The organism is Roseovarius sp. (genome assembly GCF_030373445.1).
Lineage (GTDB): Bacteria > Pseudomonadota > Alphaproteobacteria > Rhodobacterales > Rhodobacteraceae > Roseovarius.
On the sequence record NZ_JAUCYU010000013.1, the window covers coordinates 132,792 to 147,108 of the forward strand.

Genomic DNA, 14,317 nt, shown 5'->3' on the forward strand with positions numbered 1-14,317 from the left:
TCGCGGCTCCGATAGCATGGGGGATGTGCTTTGAAAAGCCGCGATTGACCCTCGCCCGTGGATGGGGCATGCGGGGGCCATGCTGCGGATTGACGACATATCCTATTCGGTGGCGGGCCGGCCCCTGATCGAACACGCCTCGGCGGTGATCCCCGAGGGGCACAAGGTGGGCATGGTCGGGCGCAACGGCACCGGCAAGACGACGCTCTTCCGGCTGATCCGGGGCGAGCTGGCGCTGGAGGGGGGCGAGATCAGCCTGCCCAAGCGCGCCCGCATCGGCGGGGTCGACCAGGAGGTGCCGGGCAACGAGGTGTCGCTTCTGGATACCGTGTTGAAGGCCGACACGGAACGCGCTGAATTGCTTGAGGAATCCATGACGGCGACGGAGGCCGGAAGGATTGCCGAGATCCAGACGCGGCTGGCGGATATCGACGCGTGGTCGGCCGAGGCAAGGGCATCGTCGATCCTGAAGGGGCTGGGCTTCACCGACGAGGAGCAGGCGATGCCCTGCTCGGCCTTCTCGGGCGGCTGGCGGATGCGCGTGGCGCTGGCGGCGGTGCTGTTCTCGGCGCCCGACCTGCTGCTGCTCGACGAACCGACCAACTATCTCGACCTCGAAGGGGCCTTGTGGCTCGAGAGTTACCTCGCCCGCTATCCGCATACCGTGCTGATCATCAGCCACGATCGTGGGCTGCTGAACCGGGCGGTGGGGGCGATCCTGCATCTCGAGGACCGCAAGCTGACGCTCTACCAGGGCGGCTATGACCGGTTTTCCGAAACGCGGGCGGCCAAGCTGGCCGCGGCGGAATCGGAGGCCAAGAAGCAGGAGGCGCGGCGGGCGCATCTGCAGTCTTACGTCGACCGCTTCCGCTACAAGGCCGACAAGGCGAAACAGGCGCAGGCGCGGATCAAGGCGTTGTCCAAGATGCAGCCGATCACGAGGCCGCAGGAGGCCGCGCTCCGGGCGTTTTCCTTCCCCGAGCCGGAGGAGCTGTCGCCGCCGATCCTGCGGCTGGAAGAAGCCGCGGTGGGCTATGACGGCAGGGCGGTTCTGAAGCGGCTCGACCTGCGGATCGACCAGGATGACCGGATTGCCCTTCTGGGCCGGAACGGCGAGGGGAAATCCACGCTTTCCAAGCTGTTGGCGGGCAAACTTGAGGCGATGGAGGGGCAGATGCATGCCTCCTCGAAGCTACGTGTGGGGTATTTTGCCCAGCACCAGCTCGAGGAGTTGCGGCCTGACGAGACGCCGCTCGACCATATCCGCCGGATGCGGCCGGGCGAGGCGCCGGGCAAGCTGCGGGCGCGGCTCGGCGGTTTCGGCATCGGGGCCGAGCAGGCGGATACGCAAGCCGGGCGGCTTTCGGGCGGGCAGAAGGCGCGGCTGTCGCTTTTGTTGGCGACGCTCGATGCGCCGCATATGCTGATCCTCGACGAGCCCACCAACCACCTCGATATCGAGAGCCGCGAGGCGCTGGTGGAGGCGCTGACGGCCTATACCGGGGCGGTGATCCTGGTGAGCCATGACATGCACTTGCTGAGCCTCGTGGCCGACCGGCTGTGGCTGGTGAAGGACGGGCGTGTGCGGCCGTTCGACGGGGACCTAGAGGCGTACCGGCAGATGCTTTTGGGCGGGAACGGCGAGGAGAAGGCGGCGCCGCGGCCCAAGGCGGAGAAGGTGAAACGGCCCTCGCGGGATGCCATTCTTGCCATGCGGCAGGAGGTGAGGAAGTGCGAGGAACGCGTTGAAAAGCTTCACGAAATGCGCGACCGAATTTCGAAGAAACTGGCCGACCCGGAACTCTACGACGAGGCCCGCGCCGGGGACATGGCCGAGTGGCAGAAGAAATATGCCGAGGTGATGAACGGGCTCGACCGGGCCGAGGCGCTGTGGATGACGGCGCTGGAAAAGCTGGAGCGGGCCGAGGGGTGAGCCGGGCCGAAATGGCCGAAATCCGACGTCGGTATAACGTCGGTATTCTGTCGGTATTACGTCGGTGCGGATGACCGACGCAGCCTTCCCCCCACCGCCCCCATCTGCAATGGTGGCCTCATGGATACCGGGTTTCTGATCACCGCTTTCGTGACCCTCGTGGTCATCATCGACCCGGTCGGCATGACGCCGCTGTTCGTGGCGCTGACGCAGGGCATGACCGGCGCCCGCCGCCGGGCCATCGCGCTGCGCGCCTGCATCACCTCGGCGCTAATCCTGATCGTCTTCGCCGCCTTCGGCGAGGCGGTGCTGGGCTTCATCGGCATTTCCATGCCCGCCTTTCGCATCGCCGGGGGCATCCTGCTGTTCCTGACCGCGCTGGACATGCTGTTCGAGCGGCGCACCAAGCGGCGCGAGGGCACGGCGCAGGCCGAGGAGGAGGATGACGACAGCGACGACCCCTCGGTCTTTCCGCTGGCCATTCCGCTCATTGCCGGGCCGGGGGCGATCGCCTCGGTGATCCTGCTGGCGGGGCAGCGGCCGGGGCTGGAGGGGCTGGCCTGGGTGATCGGCGTGATGCTGTCGGTGCTGGGGATCGTCTTCGTGCTGTTCCTGACCGCCGGGCTTCTGGAGCGGGCGCTGGGGCGGACGGGGATCATCGTGGTCACCCGCCTGCTGGGCATGCTGCTGGCGGCGCTGGCGGTACAGTTCGTCCTGGACGGGCTCCGCGGCTTCGGACTGGCGCTGTGACCTTCCCAACCGCCCCGCGCGGAACTATATCCGCCCCATGAGCGAATTCGATTATGCCCGCGTCTTCTACCTCGTGCTGCTGGGAAGCGCGGTGGTGCTTTGGTTCTTCGCGCAGAACCGCAATTCCCTTGGCAAGATCACGCAGCAGGCGATCATCTGGGCGCTGATCTTCGTGGGCGTGATCGCCGCGGTGGGCCTCTGGGGCGATATCCGCAACACGGTCATGCCCGGGCAGGCCGTTGTGGCCGAGGACGGGCGGATCGAGCTGCCCCGCGCGGCGGACGGGCATTACTACCTGACGGCCGACGTGAACGGCGCACCGATCCGCTTCGTGGTGGATACCGGGGCGAGCCAGATCGTGCTGACCAAGGCGGATGCGGAAACGGCCGGGCTGGCGACCGAGGAGCTGTCCTTCGTCGGCCGGGCCTTTACCGCCAATGGCGAGGTGCGCACGGCGCCGGTGCGGCTGGAGCGGGTCGAGGTCGGGCCGCTGGTCGACGAGGATGTGCGCGCGGTGGTGAACGAGGGCGAGCTGGACCAGTCGCTTCTGGGGATGGAATACCTGCAGCGGTTCACCAGCGTCGAGATCACCAACGGGACGCTGGTGCTGACGCGCTGACGCGCTTTACCGTGCCTTAACCATGTTCGGGGCAGGCTTGGCCCCATGGACAATCGCAACTCTCCCCTCTCGCCGGAGCTTTGGCTCAACGATCTATTCGCCAGCAAGGCGGTGCAGCAGGGTGGCGTGATCCGACGCAAGGCGCGGGACGTGGAGCGGTTCGCGGGCATGGACGTGTTCCTGCGCGAGGTCCGGCGGCGCGGGTTTCGCGTGGCGCTCAATGGCGGGCAGGTCGTGGTGTTCTGCAACCGGGAGCCTGTGAGGTGGCTCGAGTGAGGGTTGGGGGCGCTTTCTTGAAAAGAAAGCGGATCGAAATCTTTTAAAGATTTCGGGTGGCGTCAAGATTAGGCCGTAAGGCTTTATTTTTCGGCCTTTTTCTCCCATCTGCCAGACTCTTCCGACCAGTATTGCGCGGAACATCCGGCATCGGTCAGGGCCTTCCACTGGCCGCGGGCCGTCTGCAGCGCGGCCTCGTCATTGCCGTCGAACAGCACGCAGACCCGGTCGAGGCGCTGAACCTCCTCCGCCGCGACCTCAGCGCCGTCGATGGTCATCACGCAATGCGGGTCGTTGGGGCTGTCGGCCCCGGTGGTCAGCAGGATCGGCTGGCGCGCGGCATGGGGCGCGGTGGCGAGGCCGTGGGGGAGAAACCCTTCCTCGGGGCCCAGCCAGAGCTTCTCGTCGAGCCATTCCATCCGGGCGGCCGCCCTGCCCCGCACCGCGACCCGCCAGCCCGCCTCCTGCGCCTTGCCCAGCAACATGGGCAGGGTCGCCTCGAGCGGGCGGCGGGTGAGGTGGTAGAAATAGGCGGCCCCCATCACTTGGCTTCGTAATTGTCCGCGATCATGCGGTTGAGCGACAGGACGCCCCAGCCCGAGGAGCCCTTGGGCGCGTAGGTTGTGTCTTCGCCCACGCGCGCCACGCCGGCGATGTCGAGGTGGATCCAGGGCGTGCCCTCCTGCACGAAGCGCAGGAGGAACTGCGCGGCGGTGATCGACCCGGCCGGCCGGCCGCCCACGTTCTTCATGTCGGCGATGGCGGATTTGAGCTGCTTGTCATAGCTGTCGCCCATCGGCATGCGCCAGGCGCCCTCGCCCTCGGCATCGGCCGCCTTGAGGAAGCTGTTGCAGAAGGCGTCGTCGTTCGAGAAGACGCCGGCCTTGTCGTGGCCGAGGCCAATGATGATGGCGCCGGTGAGCGTGGCGAGGTCGACGATGCCGGAGGGTTTGTATTTCTCCTGCGCGTACCACAGCACGTCGGCCAGCACGAGCCGGCCCTCGGCGTCGGTGTTGATGATCTCGACGGTGTCGCCCTTCATGGATTTCACCACGTCACCGGGGCGGGTGGCACGGTCCGACGGCATGTTCTCGACCAGCCCGACGAGCCCCACCACGTTGGCCTTGGCCTTGCGGGCGGCGAGCGTGTGCATGACGCCGGTGACGACGCCGGCGCCGCCCATGTCCATGGTCATCTCCTCCATCCCGGCGGCGGGCTTGAGGCTGATGCCGCCGGTGTCGAAGACGACGCCCTTGCCCACCAGTGCCAGCGGCGCGTCACCCTTCTTGCCGCCCATCCATTCCATGATGGCCAGCTTCGACGGCATGGCGCTCCCGTGGCCCACCGACAGGAGCAGGTGCATGCCCAGCTTGCGCATCTCGTCCTCGTCGAGGATCTTGACCTTCAGGCCGGATTTCTCCAACCCCTTGATGCGGCTGGCGAATTCCTCGGTTGTCAGGTGGTTGGCCGGTTCGCTGACAAGGTCGCGGGTGAGGAAGACGCCCTCGGCTGCGGTGAGGTGCGGGGCGGCGGCCTCCTTCAGCTCGTCGGGTTTGCCGGTCATGACGGTGATGCCCTTGGGCGCGTCGCGCTCGGCGGTCTTGTGGGCGGTGAACTCGTAGCCGCGCAGGACGAGGCCCAGCAGCATCTCGTCGGCGCGGCGCACCGGGTTCGCCAGCACCAGCAGCGCGGCGTCGCCCTTGAGGCGGCCAAGCGCCACGCCGGCCTTGCGGGCCTCGGCCACGTCGGCATTGCGGGGCAGGCAGACCACGTCGAGCGCCTCGGCCTTCATGCCGGCGGGCCAGGCCAGCGTTCTGACATCGCCGGGCGTCATCTTGCCCCAGCTCTCGGCCTCGGCCATTCGGCCCACCGCGCCCTTGGTCTGCCGGTTGGCGCGCCGCGCGCCGGGGTCGAGCTTGCCATCGGGGGTGACGAAGACGGCGACGCGGCCTTCGAATTCGGCGATCTGCTCGATGTCGGTCTCGGTGATGGTGACGGCGGCGGGGGTGGTCATCGGCTGCTCCTGATATCCTGTGGTTGGGCAGAGTCCTAGCGCGGCTGTGCCGGCTTGGCCAGTTAGCAGTTTTCCCCCGTGATCAATTCCGATAAGTTGCCTGAAAAGACGAACCTTGGGGGGTTTAGAGCATGACCAGATTCGACAGGTATATGCTGTCGCAATTCATGGTTTTGTTCGGATTCTTCTCGCTTGTGCTGGTGTCGATCTTCTGGATCAACAAGGCGGTGCGGATGTTCGACCGGCTGGTGGGCGACGGGCAGCCGGCCTGGGTTTTCCTCGAGTTCACCGCCCTCACCCTCCCCGGCGTCATCGGCATGGTGTTGCCGATCGCGGCCTTTGCCGGGGCGGTTTATGTCACCAACCGGCTGTCGACGGAAAGCGAGCTGACGGTGGTGCAGGCGACGGGGTATTCGCCGCTTCGGCTGATCAAGGCGGCGGCGGTGTTCGGGGTGATCATCGCGCTGATCATGTCGCTTCTGAGCCATTACCTGATCCCGACCAGCCTGAGCGAGCTGCGCCAGCGCGAGGCGGAGGTGCGGCAGAGCGTCTCGGCCCGGTTCCTGGAGGAGGGCGAGTTCCTGCATCCGGCCCCCGGCATCACCTTCTACATCCGCGACATCAGCCCCGAGGGCGAGCTGCGCGACGTGTTCCTGTCGGACCGGCGGAACACCGAAAGCCCGGTGACCTATACCTCGACGCTGGCCTACCTGGTGCAGGAGGGGGGCGGCACGAAGCTGGTGATGGTCAAGGGGCTGGCGCAGACGCTGCGCGCCGACGGCAAGCGGCTCTTCACCACGCATTTCGACGATTTCTCCTATGATATCAGCCGGCTGATCGCGCAGAACCCCACCAACCTGAACAAGGTGGAGTTCGCCCATACCGCCGACCTGATCCTGCGGCCGGAAGAGGTGATGGAGGTCACCGGCGCGACCGAGGGGCAGCTGCAGTTCACCCTGCACAGCCGGTTCACGCAGGCGCTGATGTGCATCGTGGCGGCGCTGATCGGGTTCGCCACGCTGCTTCTGGGCAGCTTCAGCCGGTTCGGCGTGTGGTGGCAGATCCTGATCGCCTTCGTGCTGCTGGTGGGGATCAAGCTGGTCGAGGGCAGTATCACCGGGGTGGTGATTAGCCAGCCCGGCATGTGGCCGCTGATGTACCTGCCGGCGGGGATCGGGTTCCTGACCACGCTGATACTGCTCTATTTCGCCGCCCGCCCCGGGCTGTTGCGGCGGCTGGTGCCATGGCGACGGCGGGCATCCGAGGGAGGAGGCACGCCATGATGCTGGATGCCTATTTCGCGCGGAAGTTCTTCTGGTCGGTGATGCTGGTCTTCTCGATCTTCCTTGTGCTGCTGGCGCTGATCGACCTGGTCGACGAGTTGCAGGATTTCCCCAACCTGCCCTTCGGCGACGTGCTGGAGATCGTGCTGCTGAACATGCCGTCGGCGAATTACGAGATCCTTCCGCTGGTGATCGTGCTGGCGACGGTGGGGCTGTACATCCGGCTGGCGCGGTCGTCGGAGCTGGTGGTGGTACGGGCGACGGGGCGGTCGGCGCTGCGCAGCCTGGCCGCGCCGGTGGGCGTGGCGCTGTTGCTGGGCCTCTTGTCGGTGACGATGCTGAACCCGATCGTCGCGGCCTCGGCCAAGCGCTACAACGACCTTGTGAACAGCCACGTGGGCGGCGGCGCGGCGATCATGGTGATCGCCTCCGAGGGCCTATGGCTCAGGCAGGGCAGCCCCGAGGGGCAGACGGTGATTCATGCCGAGCGGGCCAGTTCCGACCTGACGGTGCTGTTCGACACGACCTTCATCGACTTCGACCCCGACGGCCAGCCCGCCAAGCGGATCATGGCCGAGGCGGCGCGGCTGTCGAAGGGCGAATGGATGCTCTACGACGCCAAGATCTGGGACCTGTCGCGCGGCGACAACCCCGAGGCCGCGGCCGAACGCGCCGAGACGCTGCGCCTCAGCTCTGCGCTGACGCAGGACCGGATCATCGACACGTTCGGCAAGCCCGAATACATCCCGATCTGGGACCTGCCCGGCTTCATCGACCAGCTTGACGAGGCGGGGTTTTCCGCCCGCCGCTATGCCATGTGGTTCCAGATGGAGCTGGCCCGGCCGCTGTTCATGATGGCGCTGGTGATGATCTCGGCCGCCTTCACCATGCGGCATGCCCGGCTGTCGAATACCGGCATCTCGGTCCTGTCGGCGGTGCTGCTGGGATTCGGTCTGCATTACATACGGAATTTCGCCCAGATATTGGGGGAGAATGGAGAAATCCCCATAGTTCTTGCGGCCTGGGCTCCCCCGGTGGCGTCAATACTATTGGCGACGGGCATCCTTTTGCATATGGAGGACGGATGAGGGGTGCTGCCGTCATATGTCTTCTGGTGCTGGGGATGGCGCTGGCCGGGCCAGGTGTGGCCACGGCGCAGGCTGCCGGCCCGGCAGAGGGCCAGACGGCCGGACAGACGGGCGCCCCGCCCCCGCCCGCCGTCCTGGTCGCCGACGATGTCTACATGGAAGGCAACGAACGCCTGGTCGCCACCGGCAATGTCGAGGCGCTCTACGACGGCACGCGGCTTCAGGCCGAGGGGATCATCTACGACCGCACCGAGGATACGCTGATCCTGAGCGGGCCGATCGTCATCCACGAGGACGGCGAGTCGATCATCCTGGCCTCGTCGGGGGAAATCGACAAGGAGCTGCGCAACGGCATCCTGCGGGGCGCACGGATCGTGATGGGCGACCATGTGCAGCTTGCCGCGCAGGAGCTGAACCGCTCGGCCGGGCGGTACAACCAGCTCGTGAAGGTCTCTGTCACCTCGTGCAGGGTGTGCGAAACCGGGCGTGCCCCGCTCTGGCAGATCCGGGCGCGGCGGGTGATCCATGACCAGGAGGAGAAGCAGCTCTACTTCGAGGACGCGCAATTCCGGGTGATGGACACGCCGATCTTCTACCTGCCGCGGCTGCGCCTGCCCGACCCGTCGCTCGAACGCGCCACTGGCTTCCTGGTGCCGTCCTTCTACAATTCTTCGCTGCTGGGCACCGGCGTCCGGGTGCCCTATTTCATCAAGCTGGGCGATCACAAGGACCTGACGGTCACGCCCTTCGTGACCACCAAGAGCACGACGCTAGAGCTGCGTTACCGGCAGGCCTTCCGCAACGGGCGGATCGAGTTCGAGGGCGCGATTTCCGACGACGATCTCGGCACGAGAAGCCGGCGGGGGTACATCTTCGGCGAGGGCGAGTTCACCCTGCCGGGCGATTTCATCCTGCGCTTCGATGTCGAGACGGTGAACGACGACACCTACCTGCTGGATTATTCCTATTACGAGAAGGACCGGCTGGACAGCGAGATCGAGATCGAACGCGCCCGGCGCGACAGCTACGTGCGGGGCGCGATCACCCATTTCCACAGCCTGCGGGTGGGCGAGCAGAACAGCACCCTGCCGACGCTGGTCACCAATGCCGAGTGGGAGCGGCGGATGCATCCCAACTGGGCCGGCGGCGGCGAGATCCGGCTGGGGATGCTGGCGCATTCGCATATCCGCTCGTCCGGGCTGATCAGCGACGGGCCGGATATCGACCCCTGGGCCGACGGGCGCGACGTGGGGCGGCTGACGCTCAGCGCCGACTGGCACCGCAACTGGACCCTGCCGGGCGGCGTGCTGGCGCATGTGCGCACCGGCGTCGCCATCGACCATTTCGAGATACGGCAGGCCGGGCTGACCAGCCTGTCGACCGCGACCGAGGTGTCGCCCACCGTCGCGGTCGAACTGCGCTGGCCGCTGATCAATGCCATGTCGGGCCATTCGACCCACGTGATCGAGCCGATCGTGCAGTTCTCGTGGACCGGCGGCGAGAACCCGTTCATCCCGAATGACGAAAGCACGCGGATCGAGTTCGACGAGGGCAACCTGTTCTCGACCTCGCGCTTCACCGCGCCGGACCGGCGCGAGCGCGGCCGCATCGCCGCCTATGGCGTCAGCTGGACAAGGTTCGACCCGTCCGGGCTTCAGACCTCGCTGGCGATGGGGCAGCTGGTACGCGACGAGATCCAGCTCGAGGTGAACGGGCAGGACAGCTTCACCAGCTCCTCGGGGCTGAACGGCAAGGTGTCGGACGTGCTGGTGGCGGGCCAGGTCAAGACCGGCAACGGGCTGGTCCTGACGGCGCGGGGGCTGTTCGACGACACGTTCAATACCACCAAGGCCGAGGCGCGGGCAAGCTGGCAGAACAGCCTTGCCAGCCTGAGCGCCACCTATATCTGGCTGGGCCGCGACCTTGCCGAGAACCGGCCGACGACGATCTCGGAATGGGCCTTCGATGCCTCCTACCGGCTGTCGCGGCACTGGACGGGCAGCGCCAACTGGCGTTATGACATTGCCAGCGACGAAAGCGTGCGCGCCGGGCTGGGGCTGACCTACACGAACGAATGCGTCGAGGTCCGCCTTGCGGCGTCGCGGCGCTTTACCTCATCGACGATCCTTGAGCCCTCGACCGATATAAGCTTGACGGTCGGGCTCAGGGGCTTCACCACGAAGACGAGCGACAAAAGCTACGTCAGAACCTGTAACAATTAACCCGAATGGACGTCTCTATGCGAATTGTTGTCTTCAAAGCCGCCATGATCGCGCTGGTCGGCGCGCTGGTTTCGGTGCCGGCGCCCCGAGCCGCGGCGCAGGGCCTTTTCCAGCCGGTCATCAAGGTTAACGAACAGGCCGTCACCCGGTTCGAGATCGAGCAGCGGGCGCGGATGCTGACGCTGTTCCGCACGCCGGGCGACCCGATCGAGATCGCCCGGGAGCAGCTCGTGGACGACCGGCTCAAGCTGGGCGCGGCGAAGGTCGAGGGTATCCAGGTGACCGAAGACGTTGTGAACGCGGCGATGGAAGAGTTTGCCCAGCGGGGCAACATGTCGGCCAACCAGATGGTGCAGAGCCTGGCCGGGGCCGGGGTGGACGAAAGCTCGTTCCGGGCCTTCGTGCGGGCCGGCGTGACCTGGCGCGAGGTGGTGCGGGCGAAGTTCGGCAATTCCGTCGACGTGAGCGAGGACGACATCGAACGCGCCAAGCTCGCGCTGACCGGGAGCTCGGGCGTGACCGTGCTCCTGTCGGAGATCGTGCTGCCCATTCCGCAGGGGCGCGGTCAGGAAGCGATGGCCCGGGCCGAGGAGCTGTCGCAGATCCGCAGCCTGGCGGAATTTGCCGCCGCGGCGCGGCGCTATTCGGCCTCGCCCTCGGCCGACAGCGGCGGGCAGATGGGCTGGACCGCGGTCGACGAGCTGCCCGAGCCGCTGCGCCCCGTGGTGCTGGGGCTGTCGCCGGGCGAGGTGTCGGCGCCGCTGCCGACCGAGCGGGCGATCGTGCTGCTGCAACTGCGCGACATCGCCGAGACCGCCGTGCCGACGCCGCGCTACTCCTCGATCGACTATGCCATGTACTATATCGACGGTGGCCGCAGCCAGGCCGCCCTGCAGCGGGCCGCCAATGTCGAGGCCGACGTGGATGTCTGCGACGACCTCTACGGCATCGCCAAGGGCCAGCCGCCCGAAGTGCTGGCGCGCGAGAAGAAGGCGCCGAACGAGATCCCGCAGGACGTCGCGCGCGAGCTGGCCAATCTCGACCCCGGCGAGGTGTCGACCCGGCTGACCCGGTCGAACGGGCAGACGCTGGTCTTCCTGATGCTGTGCGGGCGCACGCCGCTGGTCGATGGCGGCGAAGGCCCGTCGTCGGAGGAACTGACCAACTTCATCCGCAGCCGGCAGCTCGATTCCCTTGCCAATGGCTACCTGGAACAGCTGCGCGCCGAGGCCCGGATCGTCGAGCTGAGATGACGGCCCCCATCGCGCTGACCTGTGGCGAACCGGCCGGGGTGGGCCCGGAGCTGGCGGTTCGGGCGTGGGAGCGGCTGGAGGGGCGGCTGCCCTTCTTCCTGTTGGGCGACCCCGATCACCTGCCCGAGGGCGCCCGCGTGGTCGAGATCGACAGCCCCGAGGGGTGCCTGGCCGCCCTGCCCCGCGGCCTGCCGGTGCTGCCGCACCGGTTCGAGGGCGCGCTGACGCCCGGCCAGCCCAACCCGGCCCATGCGCAGGGCGTGATCGACGTGATCGCCCGCGCGGTGACGCTGGTGCAGGACGGGTTCGCCGGCGCCGTCTGTACCGCTCCCATCCACAAGAAGGCCCTGCAGGACGGCGCGGGGTTCGCCTATCCCGGCCATACCGAGTACCTGGCCGCGCTTGGCGGGGTCGACCGGGTGGTGATGATGCTGGCCAGCGACGTGCTGCGGGTGGTGCCGGCGACGATCCACATTCCGCTGAAGGACGTGCCCGGGGCGCTGACGGCCGAGTTGCTGCGCGAGACGCTGCGGATCACCCATGCGGCGCTGGTGCGCGATTTCTCGGTGGCGACGCCGCGGCTGGCGGTGGCGGGGCTCAACCCCCATGCCGGCGAAGGCGGCAAGATGGGGCGCGAGGAGATCGAGCTGATCGCGCCGGTGATCGAGGAATTGCGGGCCGAGGGGCTGGACCTCGCCGGGCCGATGTCGGCGGACACGATGTTCCACGCCAGCGCGCGGGCCACCTATGACGCGGCGGTGGCGATGTATCACGACCAGGCGCTGATCCCGATCAAGACGCTGGATTTCGACCGGGGCGTGAACGTGACGCTGGGCCTGCCCTTCATCCGCACTTCGCCCGATCACGGCACCGCGCTGGACATCGCCGGCAAGGGGGTGGCCAACCCCACCTCGACGATCGAGGCGCTGCGGCTGGCCGCGCGCATGGCCGTCGCCCGCGCCGCCGCATGAGCGGGATCGACAGCCTGCCGCCCCTGCGCGAGGTGATCGCGGCGCACGGGCTGTCGGCGCGCAAGTCGCTGGGGCAGAACTTCCTTCTGGACCTGAACCTGACGGCGCGGATCGCCCGCGCGGCGGGGGATATCGCGGGCGCCGACGTGCTGGAGATCGGGCCGGGGCCCGGCGGGCTGACCCGTGGGCTGCTGGCCGAGGGCGCGCGCCGGGTGCTGGCGGTGGAGAAGGACAGCCGCTGCATCCCCGCGCTGGAGGAGATCGCCGCGGCTTACCCCGGCCGGCTGGACGTGATCGAGGGCGACGCGCTGGAGGTGGACCCGCTGGCGCACCTGACCCCGCCGATCAAGGTGGCGGCCAACCTGCCCTACAATGTCGGGACGGAACTGCTGGTGCGGTGGCTGACGCCGAAGGACTGGCCGCCTTTCTGGGAGAGCCTGACGCTGATGTTCCAGCGCGAGGTGGCGGAGCGGATCGTGGCGCAGCCGGGCGGCAAGGCATACGGGCGGCTTGCCGTGCTGGCGCAGTGGCGCTGTGACGCGAAGATCGTGATGAGCCTGCCGCCAGGGGCGTTCTCGCCCCCGCCCAAGGTGTCGAGCGCGGTGGTGCACCTGACCGCCCTGCCCGGCCCCCGCTATCCGGCGAATGCGAAGATATTGCAGGACGTGGTGGCCCGCGCCTTCAACCAGCGGCGCAAGATGCTGCGGGCGGCGCTGAAGGGGCTGGGGCCGGATATCGAGGACCGGCTGCTGGCGGCGGGGATCAAGCCCACGGACCGGGCCGAGGTGGTGTCGCTGGAGCAGTTCTGCGCGCTGGCGCGGGGGTTCGAGGGGTAGCGACCGTCTTTCAGGCCCCTGCGCGGAACAAAGGGCTTCAGCCCGCCGCGCATCGACGGGCCGCCCCGACGGCACGGCGATTTAGCAGGCGAAGTGCCACGCACGCAGTTCAGATGTATTTGGCAGGTATAAAGTGCCCATCACGACCGTCGGATCGCCGCGCCACGGCCCGTCGATGCGCGGCTACTCAAGCGAAGCGCAAACTTTCCCTACTGTTTCCCCAAAAGAAAAAAGCGCCACCCTTCGGCAGCGCTTTTCCAGATTTCAACCGTAGCGAGGCAGCCTACTCTGCCGCTTCCTGCGAATCCGGGCCCTTGTCGCCGCCGTCGCCGCCCTTGTCGCCCCCGTCGGAGGCTTTCGGCTTGGGCGTGCGCGGCTTGCGGGTGCGCTTGGGCTTTTCCTGCGGCGCGTCCTGCTGGCCACCGGTGTCGCCCGACTTGCTTTCCGGCGTTTCCACCAGCCCGCTGTCGGGCTCGTCGCCCGTGGTTTCCAGCACGTCCGAGCGGGAAGACTTCTTCGACTTGCCTTCGCCCTGCGACGGCTGGTCGTTCTGGTGATGTTGCGACGGCTGGTCATCCTCGACCATGTCGCCGCCGTTCATCTCGCGTTCCTGCCGCTTGGCGCGCTCGCGGTCGCGCTCGGCCTGGCGTTCGCGGTTCTGGCGCTCCTGCTCCTCGCGCTTGGCGTCCTGCTCCTTCTGGGCGGACCCCAGAAGCCGCAGGTAATGCTCGGCATGCTGCTGGAAGTTCTCCGCGGCGACGCGGTCGCCGGACAGCTGGGCATCGCGCGCCAGCTGGTTGTACTTGTCGATGACCTGCTGCGGCGTGCCGCGCACCTTGCCCTCGGGCCCCGAGCTGTCGAAAACCCGGTTGACCACATTGCCCATCGATCTATTGCGGTTCGACTTGTTCCGCGAACGTGACTTGGATGATCTCATTGTTAAGTTGTCAGCCCTATGCTCAAAGCGTCTTTTCGATCCGACTGGCGCCCCTTGCGCCGAAATTTTACCCGGATCCGACATGTTCTGGCTTGATGTCAAGCGGGACCGCCCGTCTGGGCATCCACCGGCTAG

General features: G+C 67.3%; 13 protein-coding genes. 10 read left to right on the forward strand and 3 right to left on the reverse strand.

Annotated elements, in window-relative coordinates:
* Positions 1-79 precede the first annotated feature (79 nt).
* The 4 genes from QUV18_RS20585 (at position 80) to QUV18_RS20600 (ending at position 3,578) form a co-directional block, all read left to right on the forward strand.
* Positions 80-1,933 carry an ABC-F family ATP-binding cassette domain-containing protein gene (locus tag QUV18_RS20585; RefSeq protein WP_300895993.1) on the forward strand — a complete coding sequence of 618 codons (1,854 nt, stop codon included), beginning with the start codon at positions 80-82 and terminating at the stop codon, positions 1,931-1,933.
* 120 nt (positions 1,934-2,053) lie between these two features.
* On the forward strand, positions 2,054-2,683 hold the full coding sequence (locus QUV18_RS20590) for a MarC family protein (protein WP_300895994.1): 630 nt from the start codon (positions 2,054-2,056) through the stop codon (positions 2,681-2,683).
* A gap of 37 nt (positions 2,684-2,720) precedes the next feature.
* A complete protein-coding gene (locus QUV18_RS20595; protein WP_300895995.1) occupies positions 2,721-3,302 on the forward strand; it encodes a TIGR02281 family clan AA aspartic protease in 582 nt (193 codons plus the stop codon).
* A 45-nt stretch (positions 3,303-3,347) separates the two neighbouring features.
* Positions 3,348-3,578 carry an aspartate aminotransferase gene (locus QUV18_RS20600; RefSeq protein WP_300895996.1) on the forward strand — a complete coding sequence of 77 codons (231 nt, stop codon included), beginning with the start codon at positions 3,348-3,350 and terminating at the stop codon, positions 3,576-3,578.
* Positions 3,579-3,661: 83 nt separating this feature from the next.
* Here QUV18_RS20600 and QUV18_RS20605 read toward each other — a convergent pair whose 3' ends face one another.
* On the reverse strand, positions 3,662-4,120 hold the full coding sequence (locus tag QUV18_RS20605) for a DNA polymerase III subunit chi (RefSeq protein WP_300895998.1): 459 nt from the start codon (positions 4,118-4,120) through the stop codon (positions 3,662-3,664).
* Positions 4,120-5,592 carry a leucyl aminopeptidase gene (locus QUV18_RS20610; RefSeq protein ID WP_300895999.1) on the reverse strand — a complete coding sequence of 491 codons (1,473 nt, stop codon included), beginning with the start codon at positions 5,590-5,592 and terminating at the stop codon, positions 4,120-4,122. The genes QUV18_RS20605 and QUV18_RS20610 overlap by 1 nt, the downstream gene beginning before the upstream one ends.
* Positions 5,593-5,744: 152 nt before the next feature.
* Between QUV18_RS20610 and lptF the strand changes: the two genes are divergently transcribed.
* From lptF to rsmA, 6 genes are read left to right on the forward strand one after another with little or no spacing between them, the layout of a single operon-like run.
* Complete coding sequence (lptF, locus tag QUV18_RS20615) at positions 5,745-6,875, forward strand: LPS export ABC transporter permease LptF (RefSeq protein WP_300896037.1); 1,131 nt, start codon at positions 5,745-5,747, stop codon at positions 6,873-6,875.
* On the forward strand, positions 6,872-7,963 hold the full coding sequence (gene lptG / locus QUV18_RS20620; protein ID WP_300896000.1) for an LPS export ABC transporter permease LptG: 1,092 nt from the start codon (positions 6,872-6,874) through the stop codon (positions 7,961-7,963). The genes lptF and lptG overlap by 4 nt, the downstream gene beginning before the upstream one ends.
* Positions 7,960-10,185, forward strand: a complete 2,226-nt coding sequence (gene lptD / locus QUV18_RS20625) for an LPS assembly protein LptD (protein WP_300896001.1) — start codon at positions 7,960-7,962, stop codon at positions 10,183-10,185. The genes lptG and lptD overlap by 4 nt, the downstream gene beginning before the upstream one ends.
* Before the next feature lie 17 nt (positions 10,186-10,202).
* Complete coding sequence (locus tag QUV18_RS20630; RefSeq protein ID WP_300896003.1) at positions 10,203-11,438, forward strand: peptidylprolyl isomerase; 1,236 nt, start codon at positions 10,203-10,205, stop codon at positions 11,436-11,438.
* A complete protein-coding gene (pdxA, locus tag QUV18_RS20635) occupies positions 11,435-12,409 on the forward strand; it encodes a 4-hydroxythreonine-4-phosphate dehydrogenase PdxA (protein WP_300896004.1) in 975 nt (324 codons plus the stop codon). The genes QUV18_RS20630 and pdxA overlap by 4 nt, the downstream gene beginning before the upstream one ends.
* Positions 12,406-13,245, forward strand: coding sequence for a 16S rRNA (adenine(1518)-N(6)/adenine(1519)-N(6))-dimethyltransferase RsmA (rsmA, locus tag QUV18_RS20640; protein ID WP_300896005.1), 840 nt, complete (start codon positions 12,406-12,408; stop codon positions 13,243-13,245). The genes pdxA and rsmA overlap by 4 nt, the downstream gene beginning before the upstream one ends.
* A gap of 283 nt (positions 13,246-13,528) precedes the next feature.
* Here the strand turns inward: rsmA and QUV18_RS20645 are convergent, their stop codons facing one another.
* Positions 13,529-14,182, reverse strand: a complete 654-nt coding sequence (locus tag QUV18_RS20645) for a DUF4167 domain-containing protein (RefSeq protein WP_300896006.1) — start codon at positions 14,180-14,182, stop codon at positions 13,529-13,531.
* Between the last annotated feature and the right edge of the window lie 135 nt (positions 14,183-14,317).